Source organism: Pseudomonas shiyinii (assembly GCF_056725765.1).
Map to the genome: position 1 here is coordinate 3,156,048 of NZ_CM161522.1, position 25,111 is coordinate 3,181,158.

General features: G+C 60.8%; 17 protein-coding genes. All 17 read right to left on the reverse strand.

All coding sequences use genetic code 11. From position 1 onward, the window contains the following. Window positions 1-203 precede the first annotated feature (203 nt). Entirely contained in the window at window positions 204-3,740 is a 3,537-nt protein-coding gene (locus ACXHGZ_RS14220; protein ID WP_480460327.1) for a glycosyltransferase, read from the reverse strand. 48 nt (window positions 3,741-3,788) lie between these two features. Next, a complete protein-coding gene (rffA, locus tag ACXHGZ_RS14225; RefSeq protein ID WP_480460328.1) occupies window positions 3,789-4,943 on the reverse strand; it encodes a dTDP-4-amino-4,6-dideoxygalactose transaminase in 1,155 nt (384 codons plus the stop codon). A gap of 24 nt (window positions 4,944-4,967) precedes the next feature. Beyond that, window positions 4,968-6,347 carry an NAD(P)/FAD-dependent oxidoreductase gene (locus ACXHGZ_RS14230; protein WP_480460329.1) on the reverse strand — a complete coding sequence of 460 codons (1,380 nt, stop codon included), beginning with the start codon at window positions 6,345-6,347 and terminating at the stop codon, window positions 4,968-4,970. A gap of 11 nt (window positions 6,348-6,358) precedes the next feature. Then, complete coding sequence (locus ACXHGZ_RS14235; RefSeq protein ID WP_480460330.1) at window positions 6,359-7,126, reverse strand: class I SAM-dependent methyltransferase; 768 nt, start codon at window positions 7,124-7,126, stop codon at window positions 6,359-6,361. 35 nt (window positions 7,127-7,161) lie between these two features. Beyond that, the gene (locus ACXHGZ_RS14240; RefSeq protein WP_480460331.1) at window positions 7,162-7,797 is read right to left on the reverse strand and encodes a methyltransferase domain-containing protein; all 636 of its coding nucleotides are present in this window, start codon (window positions 7,795-7,797) and stop codon (window positions 7,162-7,164) included. Continuing rightward, on the reverse strand, window positions 7,797-8,492 hold the full coding sequence (locus ACXHGZ_RS14245; protein WP_480460332.1) for a WbqC family protein: 696 nt from the start codon (window positions 8,490-8,492) through the stop codon (window positions 7,797-7,799). The genes ACXHGZ_RS14240 and ACXHGZ_RS14245 overlap by 1 nt, the downstream gene beginning before the upstream one ends. Before the next feature lie 96 nt (window positions 8,493-8,588). Beyond that, window positions 8,589-11,333, reverse strand: coding sequence for a glycosyltransferase (locus ACXHGZ_RS14250; protein WP_480460333.1), 2,745 nt, complete (start codon window positions 11,331-11,333; stop codon window positions 8,589-8,591). Between the two features lie 53 nt (window positions 11,334-11,386). Further along, complete coding sequence (locus ACXHGZ_RS14255) at window positions 11,387-14,935, reverse strand: glycosyltransferase (RefSeq protein WP_480460334.1); 3,549 nt, start codon at window positions 14,933-14,935, stop codon at window positions 11,387-11,389. Window positions 14,936-15,070: 135 nt separating this feature from the next. Then, window positions 15,071-16,639: a flagellar hook-associated protein 3 gene (locus tag ACXHGZ_RS14260; protein ID WP_480460335.1), complete on the reverse strand. Its 1,569-nt coding sequence runs from the start codon at window positions 16,637-16,639 to the stop codon at window positions 15,071-15,073. A gap of 13 nt (window positions 16,640-16,652) precedes the next feature. Further along, the gene (gene flgK, locus ACXHGZ_RS14265; RefSeq protein WP_480460336.1) at window positions 16,653-18,698 is read right to left on the reverse strand and encodes a flagellar hook-associated protein FlgK; all 2,046 of its coding nucleotides are present in this window, start codon (window positions 18,696-18,698) and stop codon (window positions 16,653-16,655) included. Between the two features lie 12 nt (window positions 18,699-18,710). Beyond that, entirely contained in the window at window positions 18,711-19,865 is a 1,155-nt protein-coding gene (flgJ, locus tag ACXHGZ_RS14270) for a flagellar assembly peptidoglycan hydrolase FlgJ (protein WP_480460337.1), read from the reverse strand. 12 nt (window positions 19,866-19,877) lie between these two features. Beyond that, complete coding sequence (locus ACXHGZ_RS14275; RefSeq protein ID WP_480460338.1) at window positions 19,878-20,987, reverse strand: flagellar basal body P-ring protein FlgI; 1,110 nt, start codon at window positions 20,985-20,987, stop codon at window positions 19,878-19,880. Window positions 20,988-20,998: 11 nt separating this feature from the next. Then, on the reverse strand, window positions 20,999-21,694 hold the full coding sequence (gene flgH / locus ACXHGZ_RS14280) for a flagellar basal body L-ring protein FlgH (RefSeq protein WP_196144946.1): 696 nt from the start codon (window positions 21,692-21,694) through the stop codon (window positions 20,999-21,001). 33 nt (window positions 21,695-21,727) lie between these two features. Next, window positions 21,728-22,513 carry a flagellar basal-body rod protein FlgG gene (gene flgG / locus ACXHGZ_RS14285; RefSeq protein WP_196144947.1) on the reverse strand — a complete coding sequence of 262 codons (786 nt, stop codon included), beginning with the start codon at window positions 22,511-22,513 and terminating at the stop codon, window positions 21,728-21,730. A gap of 48 nt (window positions 22,514-22,561) precedes the next feature. Further along, window positions 22,562-23,302 (reverse strand): flagellar basal-body rod protein FlgF, encoded by a 741-nt coding sequence (gene flgF, locus ACXHGZ_RS14290; protein WP_480460339.1) that lies wholly within the window; start codon window positions 23,300-23,302, stop codon window positions 22,562-22,564. Window positions 23,303-23,481: 179 nt separating this feature from the next. After that, entirely contained in the window at window positions 23,482-23,667 is a 186-nt protein-coding gene (locus ACXHGZ_RS14295; RefSeq protein WP_480460340.1) for a hypothetical protein, read from the reverse strand. Window positions 23,668-23,740: 73 nt separating this feature from the next. Further along, complete coding sequence (gene flgE, locus ACXHGZ_RS14300; RefSeq protein WP_480460341.1) at window positions 23,741-25,102, reverse strand: flagellar hook protein FlgE; 1,362 nt, start codon at window positions 25,100-25,102, stop codon at window positions 23,741-23,743. Window positions 25,103-25,111: the final 9 nt, after the last annotated feature.

A 25,111-nucleotide genomic window follows, 5' to 3' on the forward strand; every position in this document is an offset into this window, starting at 1 on the left:
CTGATGGAAATGGCGAAAATTCTCGGGCACCGGGCCGTAAACACAAGTTATTCGCGTTCCGCGCCGACGGAGCTGCCCGCTGACTCAATAGATTAGAGATGCACGTTTCGACTGCCAAGTCACGCGAAGACCAAGCGTCTCCATCGCGAGGCCGGCCGCCGTCCTAGCACCGAGACCGCGACCAGCTTCGTTGCGCCCCCAGCTTACGCCAGCCAAGCTTGGCGCCATCGCTCAAGACTCTGGCCTTCGAGCAACCAGTCAGCCCGCACCGCCGCCTGCAAGGCATCCCCCAGCGCCGCCGAAGCGTCCAGGTCACTCAGATGCAAACGAATAGCCCTAATCCAATCCTGAGTCGAGTTTTCGACACGCGACAAAGGCAATACTTCACCTCCGGCAAAGCCCGGCACCCGACTGCAGATCACCGCATGCCCACAGGCCGCATGTTGCAGAACGCGTATGTCGCCGGAACAGGCATTGGCCAACGTATCCATCATCGGAACCAGGGCGATATCCAGGTTCAATGCAGCCAGGCCATCGGCAAAGTGTTCATAGCCGACCCTCGGATGCACCTCCTTGACCAGCGGCAGCAATGCCGGAGGACAATCCCCCATCACGATCCAATCGACCTCACCGGCCAGCAGCGGCACCACCTCGGCCAACAACCGCACATCCTTGTTCTCCAGCCAACCCAGTCGCGGCCTGGCACCGGCCCGACGTGCCCCTTGCACACGCCCCCAGCTCGCAGGCAGCAAGGGCTCAAGCACACGCACATCGTCATGCGCGCCTTGCAGAAGTTCAGCCAGGTGCGCACCAGCAACCAGAACCCTGTCGGCCTGCATGATCCCTCCAGCGACACGCTGAAGCAGCTCCCGAGCGCTTTGGTCGCCCGTGATCGCTGGTAGGAAAGGTTGCTGCAGGTCGTAGACCTTGAATGCTTGCGAGAACGCGCGCAAACGACGTAGGGCCAGCATTCCTGGCTCGTCCACCGGGCGATGCAGGATCACGCTCGAAGGGGCGAAGCGCTCGACTTCGACGGGCGACAGCAGGCTGGTGACAATCGCACCATCTAACTTCCCGGCCTTGCGCAAGGCCTGGAGAGGCTCGAGCAGGCGCACCTGGGCATTGACCGCGTCACTTGTGCAGGCCAGCACCGTAGGTACTCTTCCTTGCAAGGGACGCCAGCTCAACTCATTGGCCTGAATGACAAAACCTTCTGCCGGACGCAATGAGAAATTACTGTTGTAGGCAGGGTCATGCGCCAGCTGTGGCAGCCAGCGTGCATACAACGCGTCCTCCTCCTCAGAGGTGGCTGGCCGCGTGGCGGGACGATCGACAAGGACTCGCGCATGGGGCGTCCAGACATTCAAGTAACCTGACCGCTGCAGCTTCAGGCACAAATCCGCATCGACCCATTCGGCCAGCAGTGTATCGGCCTCGAAGCCGCCTACCTCCAGGAACGATGACCGCCGCACCACGAGGCACTCTCTGCCGACCGCAGAACAGTTCTGCTCAAGCCCGAGGCGCCCCATGTACCCTCCATCCTGGGGCCGCCGGCCTTCGAACGCCCGCCCAACCGTACCGCCCAAGCCAAGCACCAGCCCCGCTTGCCGCACAAGGCCATCCCCGTTCAGCAACATGCACCCCACGGCACCGACTTCCGGTCGTTGTGCATGATTGAGCAAGACCTGCAGCCAGTCGCCATCCAGCACAGCGCTATCGGCATCCAGCCAGGCCAGGAACTCGCCTCGAGCTTCCAGCGCAGCGGCATTGCACATAGCAGCTCTGGGCTGGCCTGGCATGAAGCGCATCACCTCGAAGCGGTCACCACCAGATACCTCGATCATGTCCAGCCACTGCATGTGCGCCGGGTCGTCGTTGCCTGGGTCGATCAGGACGATCTCATAATCGCCATGGGTCGTTTGTGCGAGCACGCTTTCAAGGCAGCGTTGAAGCTGGAGCAACGGCCCTTGCAGATAAATGAGGACGCTGGCCGAAGCCTGCCGCTCATGCGCATAGTCGATGCGGTAGCAGCCCGGCGCCCTGTCCAGCGCAATCGCCTGCGCCTGCATATATCCCCTGGAGCGCAGATGCGCCTCGATGACCGACTTTTCTTGGATGCACGGCCGCATCGGCAATTCATTGGCGATCAACAGAGGCTCGCTCAGGTGCCCGACGCAGTGCAGGCCTCGTGCCGTGACCAAGCGCAGCTGGTATTGCAGTTCGAAAGCCGCCCCACAACTCCCGTCGAAACCGTTATCAGCCAGTACTGACTCACGTCGGTACAACCAATGACGGGATAGTGCACCAGGAAACGCCAGCAGCAAATCAAGGTTCAGGTCTGGGCGCAACGCGGTATCGATACCCCCCTGGGGCAGGCGGATGGTTTCATCGCCATACAGCGCCAGACACTCGGTAGGGGCCTGTTGCAGTTCCAGCGCAGCCATCAGCAAGCCACTGGCCGTAAACTCCTCCCCCGCATTCACCAGCATCATCCAGTCACAGGAACTGCTCTGAAGCACTGAATTGACCGTCGCACCCACGGCCTCCGGATCGCACGCGACCCAGCTTACGCCGGCCAAACCCGGCTCCTCGCACCCAAGCACATGGACCTGCACATGCGAATATGCATTTCGCGCAAGGCTATCGAGCGTTCGTGCCAACGCTGCCCGGTCACCATCATCGCGTATCAAAATGGCGAATAGCGGTACGCTCGCCCTGGCCAGTTCCTCATTGATCAGCTGCAATTGTCGGGGCTGGGGATAGCGTTGGCGCAACCAACCGAGCACACCAAAGCGGTTGCCTATCGCCTCACGACAGGCAGCATCCTGAGTCTTGGCGATGAACACATCCAGTTGATTCCAGAAGGGGGCGGTACGTTCGACATAACGCTGCAGCGCGCCCTCGACGCCGGCACGAGCACGCTCGATCGCATCAGGCTGATCAAGCATGGCGAATCCGGCGCTACCGACAAAACTGGCGTCGAGGAACGCCTGGTCGATGCCGTGCCCTGGAATGAAAATGACAGGACATCCACACAGAATCGCGATCACACACGTCATGGACCACTCGTGCGTATACAGGACCTGCGCCTGCCGAAGCACATCGGCCAGCTCCGGCAATGTCAAGGCATTGGCCATGCTCAACAGACGGATATCCGCCGGCAGAAGGGCATAGTCGATCTGTTCCAGGGGGAAACGGTTCTGGTAGAGATAGCAGCCTTGGCGCTGGCTACCAGCAGGCGGCGCCGAGAAAAGATCGATATCGATGGTCGGCAGGCACAGCAGGTCACCCTCTGGGTGACCATGATGAGTGGCGATCAGCTGCCCAGAGTAGAACAACAGGTCACTCGGCGCGGCGTCCATGCTCTTGCCGTTGATAAAACCTTCGAAGTTCAACAGAAAGCGCGCCACCACCGAACAATTGAATGGGTTGCCGGTGGCGACCTCCGGATATACCGCGATCGGGACCTTGCCCTCCTGTACATGACGCTGGCTCGCCTGATCATTCAGCAACGGGGTCTTGAGGTCCGGATTCACCTCCCTGGCGCCACAGATGTACGCTTCGCGACCATTAAGGTTGAGCAGATGGCAAAGGTAGTGCAGCGAGGCAATACCCGAGGAGGTCTCCCGATAGTCGGGCGCCATGATGTAATACGGATGCTCTGGCTTGGCATACATCTGCCGAAGGCGCTTCATGGCCTGCTCGGAAGAGACCAAGTCAACCTGCGCACGATGGGACATCGGGTGAAACTCCAGGATCAGGTAAGGAGACGGTCGAGGGGCGCGAGGTCATTTGCCCCGGCGTTCCGAGAAGAACTGGAATATCGCTGCGCATACTTGCGCGACCTGGCGAATGTTCATGTCTGAATACAGAGGCAGGCGCAGCAGGCAATCAGCAATCTGCCGGGTCACCGGCAACTCGCCAGCACTGCGGGCATAGCGCAGGCCGGCCGGCGAATCATGAAGCGGTACGTAATGGAACACGGCATGGATATCGCGCTCACGCAGGAAGCGGATCAATGCACCGCGTTCTTCGTTATCGCGCATCAACAGATAGAAGATATGCGCATTGGCAGGCTTGCCCCCTTGAGTGCGCGGCAACATGAAGCAGCCATCCGCCTCGAGTGGTTCCAGCTGGTGGAAATACGATTCATAGAGTGCACGGCGATGAGCGTTGATGTTTTCGCCCTGCTCCAGCTGGGCGTACAGGAATGCTGCTGTCAACTCGCTCGGCAGGAAGGACGAGCCAACATCGACCCAGGTGTACTTGCTAACCTCGCCTCGGGAGAATGCTTTACGGTTGGTGCCTTTTTGCCAAATGATCTCGGCACGCTCGATCAGCCTTGGATCGTTGATCAACAACGCCCCGCCCTCACCGCTGATGACATTCTTCGTTTCGTGAAAACTCAGGCAGCCCAAATGGCCGATGGTGCCCAGCGCCCGGGTCTTCTCACGCGCCAGGATGGCTTGGGCTGCATCTTCTATCAGGACCAGGCCATGTTTGTCGCAAATACTCAACAGCGCATCCAGGTCACATGGCTGGCCAGCATAGTGCACAGCCACGATGGCCTTGGTTTTGTCGGTAATGGCCGCCTCGACCAGCCTTTCGTCCAGGTTAAGGGTATCACTGCGAACGTCCACGAAAACCGGCACGGCACCACGCAGCACGAACGCGTTGGCCGTCGAAACGAAGGTGAACGAAGGCATGATGACCTCGTCCCCCGGGCCTACTTCGGCCAGAATGGCCGCCATTTCCAGAGCAGCGGTACAGGAATGGGTCAGCAGGGCCTTGGGGCAGCCAAGGTTGCTTTCCAACCATTGCTGGCACATCTGGGTAAACTGCCCGTCACCCGCGATCCCACCGTTCATGACCGCCTGGGCGATATAGAACAGCTCCTTGCCGACCACGAACGGCTTGTTGAAAGGAATGACTTCTTTGCTCATGTTCGTTTCTCCGGCCCACATGCTTCAGGCGAAATCGGCCAGCGACAGGTAGCCACCCAATAGAGCGTCCAGAAAATCCACCTGAACCGCCTGGTCGAGTTCATGCTTGTCGAAGAACGCGCGGGCACGACGGTAGTAATGCTCCTCCAACGCCTGGTCGGCATCGGTATGACCCGCCTCGTAGCCATGCTGCGACAACGCCGACACCTTGACGGCTGCGTATTTGCGACAGCAAGCCTCGACGGGTTGGTCAAGCATGGCACTGCGCAATGGCCGGGCATGGTCGAAGTAGGCTCTGGCTTCGGCCGAAATCGAATGATCGAGCAACAAAGAGGACAGGTTCTGCGCAAGCCATGGCGCGAAGTGATAACCGTCCCGACGCGTACCGGTAGCGATGAAGGTATTGCCGTTGAGCTGCCCAAGTACCGGGTAGCCATCGAGGCTCACCGGACGGTATCCGAAGTTGTAGCGAATGAACCCACTGGTGCGGTGCATCTGGTTGACCTGGTTGATCGCACCATTGACCAACGCTGCTACCGACTCGGCGCGGGGGAACTGCTCATCGGCCGTCGTCACCAGGTTGGTGGCCCCAACCACGAACAGATCGTTCTCGTAGGGCGCATGATAGATACCGCACGCACCGCCACGATTGGGCGTACGCAATACGTAGCGCCCTTTGATTCCCGGGTTCTTCAGAACCACAGTTGCGCCTACGCCATTGACCACTCGGATGCAGCTTTCCTCGTCCCACAATCGTGTGGCCATGCTGCCGTTGGCCAGCACGATACGCTCACCTGACAAGGTACGGCCATCGGCCAGCTTGACGCCGCAGGTTCGATCGCCGCGTTTCTCCAGCGTTTGCACCACACCATCGATGAAACGCACGCCACGCTTTTCCAGCGTGGCCTGCAACGCCCGGATCACCCCGTCAGGGTTGACCACGCCTTCACGCGGCAGGAACAGAGCCTGCCGGCTGCGATACCGTGGCCCTGGGGCATAGGCAGGCTCCTTGGCCGGCTCTATACGCTCGTAGGGCTCGGCGAACTCATCGAGGTAGCCGGCAATGGCATCGAACGCAGCATCCTCATAATTGTTGGACGCGTTGTTGTTGACCAGTACCGTTCCCAAACGGTAGTACTGGGAAGGAATTTCGAACTCTTCGACAAACGCCCCCCACATACGCGCAGATGCCTGGCTCAACTCGAATTTCAAACGATCCCGCGGCTGGTCGAGGGCCCCCGGTTCGAGTTCGGCGAAAGAGTTGAGCATGGCCGCTGCAGCCATCGACGCGCTGAAAGGGCGCGCAGCAGGGCCAACCACCTGGATTTGCTCACCCGGAAGGTGGCGGGACAACCCCGCTGCGATAGCCAGGCCGACCATGCCATTGCCAACGATCAGGAACATGGTGGCTCTCCTTACAGAAGCTTGACGATGCACAACGATGGGTAGGTTTGCGACCGCTTGATCTCGTGGCGCACCTTGCCCAGCACCTCGGTGACGTAGGCATAGCCTTCACCTGGGAGGAAGTCACGCTGTAGCTGGAAGAACACCAACATGGAGCCGGGTAGGCAACGTGGCAGGACCTGCTCCAGGGCAAAACGCGTTGGCCCCTCCAGGTTCATGTCGAAGAACGCCAGAGCAACCAGCAGGTTGCGATTCCGCTCGATGAACTGCGGCAAGGTATCCTTGATGTCGCCCTCTACGACTTGATGACCGCTCGATACCTGCGGCAAGGCGTTGATGCTTTCGTGCAGGGCCAGCAGGTGACGCAGGTAATCGGCATATCCGTTCCCTGTGTCGTAGCAGCCGTCCTGGAAGTGTTCATTGTTGATCTTGCCGTCATCGGCATGGGACTTGTATCCGGCAAATGTGTCAAACGCAGCGATCCGACGCTGCTTGTTGAACGGCTCGAATATCGCCCTGAGGTTTTCGCAAAGCACGGCGTTCTGGCCACGCCATGTTCCGAAGTCGAGCACGGACCCAGGCAAGTGGACGATTTCCCGGTACAGGTCGGAGATCGCCAGCATACGAGCCAGAGACGCCGAGCGGATGAACAGGCCTAGGTTGCGTTCCTTTTCGGCATCCTCCAAAGGCGCATTGGAAAACGACTGCCAAAGTTGCTCGCGCGCTTCGAGTTGGCTTTCACTGGATTGGGTGACGGAAGTGGAACCGCTTTTGAGCATGGGAATCTCCGGAAACAAGGGGCGTCGTCGAACAGTCACAGTGACTTACGCACAAGCAGGGTAAATTCGTACAAACCATAGTCATGCAACAGTGCCACCTGCCTGGAGTAGGTGCTTTTACACAGATCAAAATAAAAGCAGGGATCGCCGTAATACAGGTAGTCACGCATATAGGGAGCGTCGGAATAAGAAGTGAGGCAATTGAAGGCGAACCCTTTGCGACTACAGGCATCCATGTCCTTCAACACCGTGGCGATATAGGTTTCCCACGCTTGGACTGCGACGTCCTGACGAACGTTGAAGATGCCACTGGCCACGGCATAGTCCGCCTGGCGCGAAGGTGCACTGCCGACTTCGAAACAGGTCACGTCATCTACAGTGTGCTGTTGCTTTGCAGCGGCGATCATCTCAGGGCAAAGATCGTAGCCAAGATAATCGACCGCCATGTCACGCTCGCGCAGCCAGCCAAGCAGTGCGCCATAACCACACCCGACGTCGATCAGGCTGAAGCCTTGTCGCTGGTCCTGTTCCGGCACGAGCTTGAGCAATTGTTCGAACCGCAGCTGCTGGGATTGGCTTCCGTTCCAGTCGACACCCTCAGGCGTGGCGCCGTGCATACGGATACGCGAGGCGTAATAACGCTCGACATCTTGCAGGATGGGCGTGGTCATCAGCACCGCTCCAGGAAAGTAGGTGCATCGGCACCGGTATTGAACAGCAGGTCAATCACGCTGACGGCATGCTGGAACTCACCGAACAGTTGCGGATATTCCGGGTAACCCGTATAGCTCATGTAGGAAAGGCCCAAGCCGGCGGCGGCGAATGCTTGTTCGTCGAGATAACAACTGGCAGCGGGTCCTGAGAGATAGTCAGTGCCGCCAACGGCATGACACAGGTGGATCAGGCGTTCGTTCTTGCCATCGGCTCGCCCAAGATCTTCGGAACGATAAAGGGGCGTTCGGATGTTGAGCAGTTCGCACAGGCCAGCGATGAAGACCTGATTGATACGAGAAAGATGAGTACAGGTGGCGGCGTGCTCATACAGTGCGCGGACAGGGCCTTCCATCGAGGAAAAGCAGGGCGCGCGCCGGTAGTTCATCTCGATCGTCTTCCAATGCTGGGCCGCCCAGCCAGGCTCACTGATCTCGACTTCGTTGATGCACTGCTCGTACCGGCCTTTGTTTTTTACCGGAACGGTCAACCAGTGCTCGCCTTGTGCTGTCTTGATTTTGTTGCGATTGCGCCAGTCACGACGGGTGTATTGGACATCGTCATACAGGATGAATGCATCGACCTTGCGAATCAGATCGAAATACCCCTTCCAAGGGATATAGTTCGACTGCACCACAGCCACCTTTTTTTGCATCCGGACCTCGTGTTGAAACCTGCTTCGTGCTGTCAATAAATTGCCATCAGGCAAGAAAAAGCCGGGCATGTACCCGGCTTTGCAAATCCCGAGCCACTACGCAATGCTTGTCAGCCATTGCTGGTCGACACAGGCTGTTGCTGCGAGGTCTTCGCAACCGGAGCGGACCTGACCATTGAAGGCTGCCGGCCACCGGGCGGCCAATGATTGACTCGATGCCAGATCCCAAATCCGCATGGCACTGACCAGCAGCCGTGCGCGGGGAGTCCAGACGACCATCATGCCGTGATCCGCCGCAGCCACGCCGAGCCCGACACCGACATCAGGCATTGATGCTATCCCACCGCACTCATCGAACAACGCACGACGCACCATCACGCACTCGCCGGCCACTGCCGAACAACCACGGACCGACTGGGGCCAACGGGCTGCGGAACTCTGTTCGAACGACAACCCTCGCCAGGGCGTGTGTACCTGCGGACCGGCCAGCAACTCATAGCCTGCATGAGCCAATGTTCCATCCTCGGCATGCAGACAAGCCCCGACCACGCCAACCTCAGGACGCTGGGCCTCATTGACCAATGCCTCGATCCAGGCGGGGCTGATGACTTGGCAACGCTCCGATAGCAGCAACAGGAATTGGCCATTCGCCTGGCCGGCCAACATCTCCAGGCTCTGTTCGCGAGACGCGCCCGCTGCTGCTGTTATCAGACGAGCACGGCTTGCAAATGCCTGGAGGGCTCCTACTTCGTCATTGCCACAAGCGACCAACAGTTCGTAACGAGGGTAGCGGGTGCGCTGGAGCACGCTGGTCAAGCATGCCTGCAACTGGCCCATATCGCCTTCGCTGGCCACCAGGATGCTGACCAGGGGCGTGTTGCCATGGCGGTAGTCGATCGAGAGCCCCGCCGCGCCCTGATCCTGCACCTGTGCGCCATAACCGAGTTGCTTGAGGTGGCGAGCAACGACTGGAAGCGCTTCGGCTGCCAGGCTTGGCGCAGCTTGCTGGGTGATGACCAGGTACTCGTTCAGATGCGCCATGCAGCCGATCCCCTGCGTTTCGGCCAGACGTAGCAACACGTCCAATTCCAGCACCTGGGCATGGCTTTCGCTGTATCCCCCCAACTCGACGATAGCCTGGCGGCGCATCACCCAATGACGAGCCATCAGCCCTGGTTGAGCGCGCAACAGGTTCAGGTCCGCGCCAGGACGTACCACCGCATGTAAACGCCCCTCCTCATCCCGTTGCACTTCGTTTGCGCAGATTGCCTGGCACTGTGGAGCGTCTCCCAGCTCAACCAGCAGGTGCAGCAATCCTGTACAGAGCAACTGGTCCCCTGCTTGCAACAACAGCAGCCAGTCAGTGGGCAATTGCCGCACCACCTGGTTCAAATGCCCTACCCAATTGCCCTCCGACACCTGGATGAAGTGCAGGGTGTCACGAGCAGTCGTGATAACCGGCGGTTTCCCGGCCTTGAGCACGACCAATTTGAAATCGCGCACACCGGTGGCCAGTATGCTGTCGAAGGTGGCTTGCAGCGCGGTGTCGTCGTTTTGCAGATCCACCACCACGAAGGCTACCGACACGGCTTTCCTGCTCAGGTGCGTATGTACACGCTTGCGATCGATGTCATCGGGCGTGACCGCTTCCAGAGCGTGAAGCAGCCGACCCGAAGGCGTGGATTTGAATACCTGCAGCAGGTAATCCGGCACCTGGGCCAGGCGTTCGAGCCAGGCGTTCAGTTCGACGGATTTAGCCTCGTCATCCTCCTTGTCGAAAGACGCAAGCAAGCACTGGCAAACCGTGCGATTGAAAACATTCAGCGCCAATGCTTGCCAATATCGCTCTTGCAAGCTTTCGGCCGTGTCGTTCGGGTGCCGTTGCAGCAACCGGTCCTGTTGGACCCAGACGCCCTCCAGCGCATGGATCTGCTGCTGACCGACCGGCCAGGCATGACAGAGGAACTCCACCTCGGCCAGGCGATTGAACAGGGCGCCATTGTAATAAGGCAACTCAACGAACTGCTTCGGCTCGAAGACACGCTCAGGCCTGGGGGTCACGCTGCTCCATGTAGAGGTAAACAGCAACGCGCTGTGATCTGGTTCATAGGTGCAATGAACGAACGCGTTCAGTGTCGCGACACCAGGCTCATCCTGATGCAGGCCCTGAGCTGCCGCGTCTGTAGCGCGCAAGGTACGGACCAACTGGTCCTGACGCTCCTGGCGTACGGCAGCCGGTACGGATGTCGGGCGGTAGCCACAGATGACATCCGTCTGCTGCAGGCGCACGATCATCTGTTGAGTCAATAGCACCCAGGAAAGCGCAACACGCCAACTGGCAGCATCCAGACACCCAGGCATACATGCCAAGGCCTGCTGCAGGGCTTCGACGCGCAATACCGCTCGCCAGGCCTGCTGGCCAGCCTCGGCATACTGGCGCAGGCCGACGACAGGGTCCGAGCCAACATCAGGCAGCACCGAACCGACCTTGTAGTAGGACAGCTTGCTGCGGCCGGGTACATAGGCGAGCGCGTATCCCTGGGCGCCGCTGGCCTGTGGCAGAGTCTGCAGGCAGGCGGAGGCCTTGTCCAAAGCGCAAGCGAGTACGAAATCGGCATCTTGGGCCAACATCACGAACGGTGTGGAGACATGCTGCAGCGCGCCGGCCAATTGCTCTTGCCATGGGCCAAGCGTCTCATCGCCTTCCAAGGGGGCCAGAGGCAGGCATGGTACGCCTTGCTGATCGTAGTAGTGCAACGCACGCGCACGATGGTCGACCTGTTCATGTCCCAGTAGAACGACCGTCACGTCACTGCGTGAATCGGTTGCGATTGCGTTCATAGTGCACCTATGTCGATGGATGGAAGCGCCCGGGGCTTGCCGAGCGCCGAAAGTCAGTCAGCCAGCCAGGCATTGGCCCAATGCTGCAGGTGGTGCGGCGTCAATACATAGTCACGCAATACCGCCTCACGCAGGGCATCGCCTTGGCGGTAACTGGCCTGAGGATCGGCCAGGTGCATGCGGATAGCATCGAGCCATTGCTCGGTGGTGTTCTCTCGTACCCGGGTACAAGGCAAATAGCCTGAATAGGCCTTGGTATCGGTACAGATGACTGGGTAGCCACACACACCGTACTCCAGCAAACGCAAGTTGCTCTTGCAGTCGTTGAACAGGTTCTGCTCAAGCGGTGCGAGCGCTAGGTCCAGGTTGAGACTGGCCAGTTTCTGCGGATACGCCACCAGTGGAACACTGTCGTGGAATTCCTTTACGTACGGCCGCAACATGTCCGGACACATGCCGAAGAATACCCAGTCGACTTCATGTGCCAGGCTTTGGAGCACTTCTTTCATCATCTCCAGATCGCCACGGTGACTGGTCCCGCCCGCCCATCCCACTCGTGGACGTGCGCTGGTCTGACGCAAGCTCGACAGCCCCGTCCACAACGAGGCCGCGAGCATATTGGGCACTACCTGAATATCGTGATGATAATCCGCCAATGCATCGGCCAACGGCTCGGTAGAGACTACCAGCCTGTCGCACAGGCCAATGGCCTGGCCAAGCAATTCCCGTATATTGCTCGCCTGGTTGCGCGCATGATCATTCTTCTTTGGTGGATCTATGACGTAGTCGTCCAGTTCGAAGACCCGCCGCGCTTGGGAAAAGCGCTTGATACGGCCCAGCGTCCTGATGTCTTCCGGCGAGTACCGATACTGCAGGATGATTGCATCGGGCTTTTCCCGCTCCAGTTCGATCAGGTGCGGTGCCCTGAAATTCATCCGGCCTTGGATATAACCGGCGCGTTCGAGCTCGGTGAAGGGTTGGATGACTCGATAATGACCTACGCCCGAAGTATTGCGTGGCACAGCCAGCACAGAAGGCGCAGCCTTTTCGATAAACGGATCCCAGCCTTCGCGCAACCCGGGCTCGAGGTTGAAACTCATCAATGTGAGGCTCAGGTTCGGGTTGTAGGCCGGATCCTTTGCGACCTTGCCCAGCCATCGTTGGAGAAAAATCTCCTGGTCGGCTTCCTGCACGACAGGGCTGTGCGCCTGGGTCAATTGAGCGACCCTGGCCTCAGGCGTCCAGACGACGAGGTAACCTTTCTCGCGAGCACGCAGACAAAGATCGGCGCCACACCAATCTGGTGGAGACGCGTGCATTTCAATGCCTTGCAGTTCGTCGAACAGTTCCCGCCGAACCAACAAACAGTCCAAGCTCAGAGCACTCCAGTTCTGAACCAAGCCCAAACGGTTCACGCCGCCATGCGAATGCATGGCCGACATCAGGAACGGATTTCCAGCAGGCCCCCTGAGTCCGAGCACCAATGCCCCGGCAGCGATCAGACCATCGTGATTGACCAGGCCCGGACCAACAACGCCCACTTCCGGGCGCTGGGCATGGTTCATCATTTCCCGCAGCCACGTATCGTCGAAAAAGGCACAACCGGTATCGAGCACCAGCAGGTAGTCGCCACGGGCATACTGGCTGGCCAGGTTCACGCCTTGCGCAGGCTCCGCGCCAGGAACGTCGATCACTCGCAGCTGGCCACCCAGACCACGCATCGCATCCAACCAATCACGAACATCGGCTGGCTCTTGGCCGTTGGCGACCAACAGCACTTCGTAGGCGTCATACTCTGTATGTTCGAACAGCGACTCGACACACCGCCTCAAGCGCAGCAGGTCGTGCCCGGCATGGACAAGAATGGATACCCCTGCGGCTTGCTCGTGCAGATACCGCACACGCGTCACCATGCTGCCCGGCACCCCGTCGATCTGCGCAGGCACACCCAGGCGTTGCAGGTGCGCCCGGACTACCTCGGATGCCCGTGACTGTCCGACCGGGTCGCGCAACCAATCGGCATAGCCATACGAACTGTGCACCAACACTTCGGGGATATGTTCGACAACGTGCAGCCCGTGATTCTCGACCATCCTCCATAGAAGGTCATGCGGTGCCAGGCTCGCAAATTGCTCATCGAACCCGCCCAGCGTACGCACCGCTTCGCATCGAAACGCCAAAAGCCGCCCTACGTAAGGCAAGCTACGCATCAAATCCAAGTTGAAGTCGGGCTTGAAGACAGGGTCCGATGGCATGCGCCCGTCGTGAGCACCTTCATCGATGTACAGGCAAAGACTGTCTCCACGGAGCGCCATGCGTTCCGCCATCAGCACCATTGCATGCGGGTGCAAACGATCTCCGGCGCGCAGAAGGAAAAGCCAGTCGGCATCGGCGTGCTCGAGCCAACCGTTGAGCGCACCTACCCCCTCGCCCTGCAGCATCCGATAGTGCACCTCGGTGCGCTCGTCCATCGAGGCAGGGCCCAGTACCAACGGACGGCAGGCAGAATAGGATTGAGTCGCCAGGGTGTCCAAGGTGGCCCGAAGGGCAGCCTCGTCACCTTCTTCACAGAAGATCACCGGAACGATGCGCGGTCGTCCAGGCCACTGCTCGATCCGCCTGGACAGCAGACTCAATTGACCTTGCGACAAGCTGCGGCATTCCAGCCATTGCGAATACAACTCGGCGAAGCTGAGGCTGTCGGTCCCAACTTGCAACCTGAAGTCATCCATTTGTTCGGAGAATGCACTGCGCAGGTTCAACTCTTCCCACCGGCGCTCGCCGCTGCCAGGTGACGTCAGGTTGTGATATCGCACCCAACCGGAAGCTGGCGGCAGCTCGCCGGTACGTGATGCCAGCATTTGCAGTAACCATTGGGTCTCGGTCCTTGCCGCCTCAGTCGTGGTCACGTTGTGACTCAGCCTGCCAGCATGCATACGCTCAAGACTCAGCACTTGGTCCAGGCTGCATAGATGGCCACGGCGCAAGAGGCAAATGTACAACGCCATATCCAGACGGGCCGCGAAGCCATGACCGTCCTGCACCAGGGTGGGCAAATATTCTTGGACTTGAGCGCGACGGAACAACGCGTGACTGATACCGCCGAAGAGGTTGATCGCGTTATCGGCAACGCATGCGAGCAAATCGGTGCCGTTGATCAAGGCGCTCGTGGAGGAAATAACCCAGTTGAGGGCTCGTGATGGCAACAGCACGTCATCTGCGTCACAGAGCAGGCGCTGATTGATCACCATACTTGCCGAGGTCCACTCGACCAGGGCCTGCGCCTGCTGGGAAATGCAAGGTGCGAGCAGGGTATCGTCATCGCACAGGAACTTGATGAACTCCCCATTGGCGTGCGTCAAACAGGCCAGGAGGTTGCGAGCGAATCCCAGGCATCCAGGATTGCGTACATAGCGCAGGGGCATCTGAGCGCCCTCGCCCAATGCTGCGCAGGCCGTCTCGATTTCCCCGTCAGCGCTATCGTCGCAGACGATGATCTCGATATTGGGATAGTCCTGGGCAAGCGCGCTGGCCAAGGCGCGTCGGAAGAAGTGTGGATTGAACGCTGGAATTGCGATGGTGACGAGAGGATATGCCTTCACGAATGCTCACCTGAAAAATGGTCTGCCTGGAGGAATGGAACCTCGCTTTGAATGGAGGGCCTGCTCTCGAACACCGGGATACGGGGCTCGCCATGCATGACCGGCGAGCCCCTCTCATTCAGGCTTGGCTGCAAATCAGATGTAGTTGACCAACGACAACCCAACGATCTTTGCATACGACTGCATCGAAGCCTGCAGCATGTTCTTCTGCATCTCCAGGCGCAGCATGACCTCCGCCGGGTCGCTCTCACGAATCGAACTCTGGGTCTTCTTGTTCTCGGTGCTCAGCGCCTCGTTGGTTTCGGCCTGCACATCCAGCCCCTGTCCGCGCCCCCCGATGGAAGAGACCGACGAGGAGACCTGGTTGATCGCACTGCCGATGTTGCCAATGGCCGAATCCAGCGAGGCCAGGAAATTCTGCCGCGCGACAGGGTCGTTGTCCTGGGGCGTCATCAACGCAGAGCGCAGTTGGCCGATGGTATCGAGCACGTTCTGGGTCTGGTGGTTGTCCACCTTGACCGCAAACGAATCACCCGCCTCGGGTGCGCCCGACAATTCGAAACTGACGCCTGCAGCAGTAGCCGTGGTGCCATTCAGCGTCCCCGTCGACACCGGTCGGCTGTCGTCGGTCATGGGGGCAGCATACAGCTCGAACTCGGTCGCGCTGGTGAACTTGAGCACCGCGCCGCCGCCTGGAAAGGCCGCCTTGTATACCGAATCATCGCTGATCGCGGCACTGGTCACCTGGCTCGACGAGCTATTGCCCGGGCTTCGGGTACCGGCAATCGAATCGGCCTTGGAGCTCAGGCTGAAGGTATGTCCGGCAATGGCCGCATCCGGGTCATTCTCGTCCCCGGCCTTGAGGGAGATATCCAAGCGCAAGTCGATGCCACGGAAGCTGATGGTGGTGTTTTCATCCTTCGGATCGAACGTTCCCCCCTGGCTGGCTTCAAGCGTCACATCGTTGCCGTTTGCATCGAGGATCTTGTACTGGGTGCTGCTGGTGAATTCGATACTGTACGGCTCGCCGCTACGGAAGCGGTCATTGTAGGTCGCACTGCCAGAGACCTGACCGTTGGACAGGCTGACTCGGCCATCATCAATGCCTGGCGCGGTCAGGTGGGTCTCGCTGCGGCTGGTGTTTAGGGCCTGCTCGAAGGCACTGTAGCCCGTCTCGTTGGCCGCCAGGGTGAGCATGTCTCCGACCTGGAGCATCAACTGCCCCTGGTCGCCCTGATAGCTGTAGGTGCCGTCGGCGTTGCGCACATACGGTGGCGTGTCGCCTTTGGAACCGGAGAACAGGTACTTGCCGTTCTCATCCTTGCTGTTCATCAAAGAGAACAACTGCTCTTCCAGCGATGCGAGTTCGTCAGCGTTGGCCTTGCGATCGGAGTCGGTAAAACCACCATTGCCCGAGCTCACCGCCAGCTCATTGACCCGCTGCAGGATCGTACCAATGGCATTGAGCGTACTTTCCGCAGTCCCCAACGCATTACGCGCATTGACGATATTGCCGCTGTACTGCTCCAGCAGGTTCTGCTGCTGTTCCAGCTGCAGCAGGCGCGCTGCACCCACCGGATCGTCGGCGGCGGTACGTACGCGCAGGAAGTCGCTGGCCTCCTGAGACGTCTTGTTGACGTTGGAGAAGGTACGCTGGTAGTTCGCGCTGCTGGTGTTGTAGAACTGCGAAGTGGAGATGCGCACGGTCTACGGCTCCTTAAAGGCTGTTGATCAAGGTGGCGAAGGTTTCCTGGGCCGCCTTGATGATCTGCGACGACGCGGTGTAGTACTGCTGGAACTTGACCAGGTTGCCGACTTCTTCGTCGACGGACACGCCCGATACCGAGTTGCGGCTGTCCAGGGCGGACTGCTGCAGGGCATTGGTGGCATTGCCGTCCATGCTGGCCTGGGAGGTTTTGCCCCCTACATTGGAGACCAGCTTGGCGTAGGCATCGGTGAAGCTGATGCCCTTGCCGTCGGCACCGACTTCGACGGTGCCCTTGGTCTGCAGGTCGAGCACCGATTGGGCGTTGCGGTTGTCCGCCGAGCCCGCGCCGGTCAGCGATACGGTGAAACTGTCGCCGTTCTTCGGCGCACCGGAGACATTCATCTCGAAGGTGAAGGTCTTCTGGGTGCTGCCGTCCATGATCGGGTCGCCGTTGGCGTCGACCATTGGCACGGACAGCTGCAGCTTGTTTTCCTGGCCGGGGATGATGGTGCCGGTGCCGATGGCATTGCCCTTGGCGTCATACATCGTGTAGCCCTGGGGCGAGGCGCTGTCGTCGCCAAACACCAGCTTGACCGGCGTCGAGTACTTCAGGCCCGTCTGCAGTTCGCTGCGCTGGGCCGCATCGTAGATGTCGAGCGACGAGGTCAGGGTCGGCTGGGTGATCGAACCGGTGCCCTTGTTGCCTGCGCCGTTGACGCCCGTCAGGGGGGCGGCCATGGCCAGGCGGTCCGGGTCGGTGAGCACCGATTCGATGGACGCGGCCGCGTTGCGGGTCGGGGTGATCTTGAAGCTGTCCCCGGCACTCACCGCGCCACCCTTGAGCGACAGGGTGAAACCGTCGATGACCGGAGCCGGGTCGTCATTGAGGTCGAAGGAGCCCATGTCGGTTCCCTCGGGCAGCTTGCGTACACTGTACTCGGTGGCGCTGGTGAAGGTCACCTGGTAGTCGCTGGTGCTCAGCTTGCCGGTGTCCTTGATGGTGACGTCGAGGTTGCCGGAACCTGCACTGTTGCGCTGCGACGCCACACTGCGCTCGCTGATGGCCTTGGCACTGTTGATGTCGCCGAACAAGGTGGCGCCGAACTCGCCGTTCTTGTCGATGCCTTGCGCCAGCTGGCGGTTGATGGCATCGGCCACCACCAGAGCGACGCGGCCCAATTCATTGAGGGCCGGGTCCAGGGTGTCGCGCCGGTAGCGCAGCAGCCCGCCAAGCTCGCCACCGCTGACACTGTTGGTGATATCCATCTTGGTGGAACCGCGGTTGAGCACCAGGCTCATGCGGGTCGGGTCGGTCTGGCTTGGCTCTACGCCCAGGGTCTGAGTAGTCTTGCCCAGCACCAGGGCCTGGCCGTTCTTCAGGTAGATGTCGTAGTTGCCTTCGCGCTCCACCACATCGGCACCGATCAGCGCGGTCAGCTCGCGTACGGCGCCGTCACGCTGGTCGAGCAGGTCGTTGGGGCTGCCCTGCACGGCCGAGATCCGGGAGATCTGGTCGTTGTACTCGGCGATGGTCGCGGTGAGCTTGTTCACCTTGTCGGTGATCGACGCCATGTTGGCGTTGATGTTGCTGTTCTGCTGGTTCAGTTGAGCCGACAGCGTGTTGAAACGCTTGGCCAGTGCCTGGGAGCTACCCAGCAGCAACTGGCGCGAGGCGTCCTCGTTAGGCTTGGCCGCGGCATCCTGCAGAGCACCGAAGAAGCTCTTGAGCGCAGCCGTGATACCGGTGTCGGCGCTCGACAGGGCGGTATCCAGCGGGGTGATCTGGTTCAGGTAGGAGGTGGCGTCGCTGGACAGCGACGTGGTGGTACGCAGTTGGTTTTCCAGGAAGGCGTTGTACACCCGGCGCACGTCGGCCAGGGTGGTGCCACTGCCGATGAACACCTGGCCGTATTGCTGCGAGCCCTTGGTCTTCTGCACGATCTGCTGGCGAGAATAACTGTCCACATCGGCGTTGGCGATGTTGTTGCCCAGGGTATACATCCCCGATTGCGCGGCACCCAGGCCCGACATGCCAATATTGATCAAACTCGCCATGGTTCCAAACCCTTAAAGTTGCGTTGTGGTACCGAGCATTGCGTAGCTCTCGTACGACTTCATCTGTCTTGCGATCTGCGAGATCTTGCTGGCGTAGTTCGGGTCGGTGGCATACCCGGCCTTTTGCAGCTCCCGCACGAATTGTTCCGGGTTATCGGCCGCCTTCACTGCATCTTGATAGCGCGCGTTGTTCTGCAACAGGCTGACCAGGTCGTGGAAGCTGTCCTGGTAGGAGTCGTAGGAACGGAACGCCGCGGTCTCCTTGACGAACTGCCCACCACGGAACTCACTGGTGATCGCCCGCGCATGCCCGCCCTGCCAATTACCGGTGGCCTTGATGCCGAACAGGTTGTGGCTGCTGCTGCCGTCGGCGTTGCGCATCACCGACTTGCCCCAACCGGTTTCCAGGGCGGCCTGGGCCACCAGGTAGCGGGGGTCGATGCCGATGCGCTTGGCCGCCTGCTCGGCCATCGGCAGCATGGTGGCGACGAACTGGTCGCTGTCGCTGAAGGCCTTCTTCGGTGCCAGCGGCGGCTGGGCCACGGCACGGCCAAGAATGCGCAAGCCGTCATCCGGCACGGCGAAGCTGCGCGCGACCTGCTGCCCTTCGCGGGCCGGCACGGCGGCGGCGTTGCTGGTGGCCGCCGACGGTACGATGCCGGCCAGCAGGCGATCGGTGAGCTTGCCCGGCAGCGCCAGGCGCCGTGCATTGAGGGCCGCGACGTCGTTACGGGTCGCGGCTGATTCGCTGATATGCACCGGCTCGGCCACCTTGCTGCCCCACAATGCAGGGGCATGCCCCTCGATGCGTGGGAACGGGCTGGTATTGACGGATGGGCCCTTGTTCTTCGACAACTGGCGTACCAGCACATCCTGCAAGCCGATGCCGCCGCCCTCGCGCGACATGCTCACGGCCAGCTGCTGGTCATACATGTCGCGGTACTGCTTGACCGTCTCGCTGTTCATCGGGTTGTCGTCGGCCAGCACGTCGCTGGCCTTGCGCGAGGCCTTGAGCATCTCGCTGATGAACAGCGACTCGAACTCCTGGGCCACCTTGCGCACATTGGCGTCGCTGTCGCGATCACCGTGCTTGAGCGAACTCAGGCGGTTGAGGTCGGTATAGGCGCCGCTGTCGGCGTGCCCGGAGACCAGGCTCTTGGGCGTCATGGGCAGGCCTCCTCAGATCACGATCAGGTCGGCCTGCAAGGCGCCGGCCTGCTTCAGGGCTTCGAGGATCGCCATCAGGTCGCTGGGCGCCGCCCCGACCTGGTTCACCGCACGGACGATCTCGTCCAGGGTGGTACCCGGGCCGAACTTGAACATCGGCTTGGCCTCCTGCTGGGCATTGACGCGAGAGCGCGGCACCACGGCGGTCTGGCCATTGGAGAACGGCCCCGGCTGGCTGACGATCGGGTCTTCGGTGATGGTCACGGTGAGGCTGCCGTGGGTCACCGCCGCCGGCGAGACCTTGACGTTCTGGCCGATGACGATGGTGCCAGTACGCGAATTGATGATGACCTTGGCCACGGCCTGGCCCGGGTCGATCTCCAGGTTCTCGAGAATCGACAGGTAGTCCACCCGCTGGCTGGGGTCCATGGGCGCGGTGACGCGCACCGAGCCGCCATCCACGGCCTGGGCGACACCCGGGCCGAGCAGTTCGTTGATTTTGTCGACGATGTGCTTGGCGGTGGTGAAGTCCGGGCGGTTGAGGTTCAGCGTCAGGCTGTTGCCCTGGTTGAAGCCGCTCGGCACCGCACGCTCGACGGTGGCACCACCTGGGATACGGCCGGCCGAGGGCACGTTGACGGTGATCTTGGAACCATCCCGCCCTTCGGCGTCGAAGCCGCCCACCACCAGGTTGCCCTGGGCCACGGCATAGACATTGCCATCGATACCCTTGAGCGGGGTCATCAGCAGGCTGCCGCCGCGCAGGCTCTTGGAGTTGCCGATGGAAGAAACGGTGATGTCCACCACCTGGCCGGGCTTGGCGAAGGCCGGCAGGTCCGCGTGCACCGATACTGCCGCCACGTTCTTGAGCTGCACGTTGCCCGACCCTGGCGGCACCTTGATGCCGAACTGCGAGAGCATGTTGTTGAAGGTCTGCAGGGTGAATGGGGTCTGGGTGGTCTGGTCACCCGTGCCGTTCAGGCCCACCACCAGGCCGTAACCGATCAACTGGTTGGTACGCACACCGGAAATGCTGGCGATGTCCTTCAGGCGCTCGGCCTGGGCGTCGAAGGCACAGGACAGAAGCAGGGTCGCGGCGATCAGCTGCCTTACGTTGAACATGGTCATTCGACTCAGAAGGGCCAGAGCGGGCTGATGAAGAAGCGGTCCAGCCAACCGGGCTGGCTGGCATCGGCGAAGGAGCCGGTACCCGAGTAGGTGATACGCGCATCGGCCACGCGGGTGGACGGCACGGTGTTGTCGGTGGCGATATCATCGGCGCGGATCAGGCCGGCGATACGTACCAGCTCCTCGCCGGTGTTCAGGGTCAGCCACTTCTCGCCACGCACGGCGATGATGCCGTTGGGCAGCACCTCGGCCACGGTGACGGTAATCGAACCGGTCAGGGTGTTGCCCTGGGTCGCCTTGCTGTCGCCCTTGGTGGCGCGCTCGCCGCTATAGCCGGCCTCCAGCGACAGGTCACCGCCCCCGAACGGGTTGTTGGTGTTCGGGGTGGTGCCGAACAGCGAGGTCAGGCCGATGTTGGCATTGCTGTTCTTCTGGATCTGCGAACCTGCGTTCTTGCTCGCCGAAGTGCGCTCGTTGAGGGTGATGGTGATGATGTCACCCACCCGGAACGCCTTGCGGTCGGTGTACAGGTTCTGCTCGAAACCGGCCTGGTAGATCGAACCGTTGTTGGCCGCCGCGGGCAACGGGGTACGCGGCAACACCGGCGCGTAGTACGGGTCGTTGGGCTTTGGCGTCGGCGCGACGCAACCGGCCAACAACACCGCGCCCCCGAGGGCGAAGACGGACAACAGACGATTCATGACGCTTACCTCACGGTGTAACGGGCTTGGGGCTTACAGCTGCTGGGTGACGAACGAGAGCATCTGGTCGGCGGTGGAGATGACCTTGGAGTTCATCTCGTAGGCGCGCTGGGTGGTGATCATGTTCACCAGCTCTTCCACGGTGCTGACGTTGGAGTTCTCCAGGGTCTGCTGCAAGGTGGTGCCGAAGCCGTTCAGGCCCGGAGTACCGATCTGCGGCGCACCGCTGGCGGCGGTCTCCAGGAACAGGTTGTTGCCGATGGCCTGCAGGCCGGCCGGGTTGATGAAATCGGCGGTCTGGATGTTGCCGATGATCTGTGCGGCCGGGTTGCCGGCGGTGGTGATCGACACGGTGCCGTCCTGGCCGACGGTGAAGGTCTGGGCATCTGGCGGCACGACGATCGCAGGCTCCAGAGCGAAACCGTTGGCGGTGACGATCTGGCCGTCGGAGTTCAGGTGGAAGGTGCCGTCGCGGGTGTAGGAAACGGTGCCATCCGGTTGCAGTACCTGGAAGAAGCCGCGGCCATTGACAGCCATGTCCAGCGGGTTCTCCGTGGTCTGCAGGCTGCCGGTCTGGAAGTTCTTCTGAGTGCCGACGATACGTACACCGGTGCCGACCTGCAGCCCCGAGGGCAGCTCGCTGTCCTGGGTCGACTGGGCACCGGGCTGGCGCTTGACCTGATACAGCAGATCCTGGAATTCGGCACGATCACGCTTGAAGCCGGTGGTCGAAACGTTGGCCAGGTTGTTGGAGATGACAGTCAGGTTGGTGTCCTGGGCGGACAGGCCGGTCTTAGCGACCCAAAGAGCCGGAAGCATTTAGTGTTCTCCTCGTGCGCCTGTTTTACGGCACCCGTTCAAAAGTGATTAGCCGATTTGCAAAACCCGAGCCATGGCTTCATCGCCTTCCTTGGCCGCGTTCATCATCTTGACGTGCAGTTCGAACTGGCGGGACAGGGCCAGTACCGAGGTCATTTCCTCGACGGCGTTGACGTTGCTCGACTCCAGGAAGCCCGATACCACCTTGACGCTGACGTCGGCATCGGCCGGCTGGCCGCTGGTGGTGTGGATCATGCCGTCCATGCCCTTGGTCAGGCCCTTGGTATCGGGGTTGACCAGCTTGATGCGATCGACCTCGGCCATCACCCGCGGGTCTTCACCCATGGCGCGGATGCTGATGGTGCCGTCTTCGCCGATCTCCACCTTCTGCTCCGGCGGAATGGCGATCGGGCCGCCATTGCCGATGACCGGCATGCCGTTGCCGGCACGCAGCACGCCCAGGGCATCGATGTTCAGGCTGCCGGTGCGCACGTAGGCTTCGCTGCCGTCCGGTGCCTGCACGGCGATGAAACCGTCACCGCTGACGGCCACGTCCAGCTCGCGGCCGGTTTCCACCAGGGCACCTGCGGTGAAGTCGGTCGCCGGGCGTTCGGTCATGGCGAACGCTCGCGCCGGAAAGCTGTCGCCGAACACCGGCATCGACCGCGCCTGCTCCAGGTCGCGCTGGAAGCCGTTGGTGGAAACGTTCGCCAGGTTGTTGGCGTGGGCCCGTTGGGCCAGCGCGTTCTGGCTGGCGCCGGTCATGGCCACGTAAAGCATCTTGTCCACAATCATCCTCCGCTGCACCGACGACCGATTGCCGCCAGCGTTGCTTTGCAGGCACTAAAGCAAGTTCCGAACCAACTTTTAGAAATCATGAAAAAGCCCGTGAATACGGGCTTTGAGGGACGCCTTTGGAATGGACGACGCCGGATATCCGGCGCCATCTTGCCGCTGACGGCAATCGGCTACGGCTCGCGGCAACCGGCATTGTTGTAGGGCCCGGCAAAGCGTTTCCACCCCTCCCCAGGCGACCACTGCGAACACACCAGGCGCCCGTCGGCCTGGCTTTCCCAACGCCACCAGGGCGCTGCGGCCGCCTGCGCCTGGAGCAGACACAGCGCTGCGGCGAGCGTGACGATCCATTTCTTCATGAGCCTTACCTCAAAAACGACGAACCCCTTTACCGGGAAAGGGGTTCGCGCGCACTCGACCGACCAGTGACCGTCAGGTCATCTGGATGATGGTCTGCATGATGGTGCTTTCGGTGGAGATGGTCTTGGCGTTCGCCTGATAGTTACTCTGCGCCTTGATCAGCTCGACAAGCTCCTGGGTCAGGTTGACGTTGGACGCCTCCAGCGAGTTGGACTCGACGCTCCCCAGCGTGCCGGTCTTCGGCGCATCGATGCCAGGAATGCCCGAGGAGTAAGTCTCGGTCCAGCGGGTACCACCGATCTGCTGCAGGCCCTGCTCGTTGGCGAAGCTGGCGATGGCGACCTGACCGATGGCGCGGGACTGCTGGTTGCTGAAGCTGGCGAACAACACGCCGGTGGAGTCGATGCTCAGGCTCGACAGGATGCCGGTGGCATAGCCGTCCTGGGACTGCGACATGCGCGCCGTCTCGGTGTTGTAGGAGGTCGTGCTGTTCATCGACAGGCGCATGCCATCGGCATTGCCTGCAGCACCATTGGCGGCCCAGTCACCTGCCGCGTTCTTCGCCGCCGGCACCCAACCGGTCATGGTGAAGGTGTTGTTGCTGACCGTGAACGACGAACCAGCCGGATGACCAGTGTTGTCAGCCGCCATGCTCTTGACGGAGCCATCGCTGTTGAAGCTGATGGTGCCGGTCAATGGCGCCTCGGAGGCCGGATCGAATGGATTGCGACCGTCCACCAGGGTGTACATGGTCCATTCATTGGTGCCGGTCTTGCGATAGAACTGCTCCATGGTGTGCTCGTTGCCCTGGCTGTCGTACACCTTGGTCGGGAACGACTTGGTGTAGGTGGTTTCATCAGCAGGGTCGAACGGCTTGTTCGGCACCAACACCGGTGGGGTGCTGTCATCGTAGACTTCCAGCGGAATGTCGGTGGCCGAAGAGTTCAGGTTGATGCCCTGGTCGATCAACGAGGTGGCCTTCGGCGCCAGTGAGGACGTATCGATGCGCAGATCGCTCAGCACACCCTTCTGGATCTTGCCGGTCGAATCGGCGGCGTAGCCCTGCAGGCGCAGGCCGTCCGAGGTGACCACGTAGTTGTCCTTGTTGGTCTGGAACGCGCCAGCCCGGGTGTAGACCATCGAGCCGTTGTCCGACAGGACGAAGAAGCCCTGGCCCTGGATGCCCATGTCCAGCACGTTGCCGGTGTTGTTGATGTCACCCTGGCTGAACTGCTGGGAAACCGCGGCCAGGCGTACGCCGTTGCCGACCTGGTTCTTGCCTACGCCCAGGCGGTTGGCGCCGGCGTATACGTCGGCGAACTCGGCACGCGAGGATTTGAAGCCGGTGGTATTGACGTTGGCGATGTTGTTACCGGTGACGTCCAACTGCTTGTTGGCTGCGTACAGACCGCTAAGACCGATATTGAAAGACATGTAGAAGCT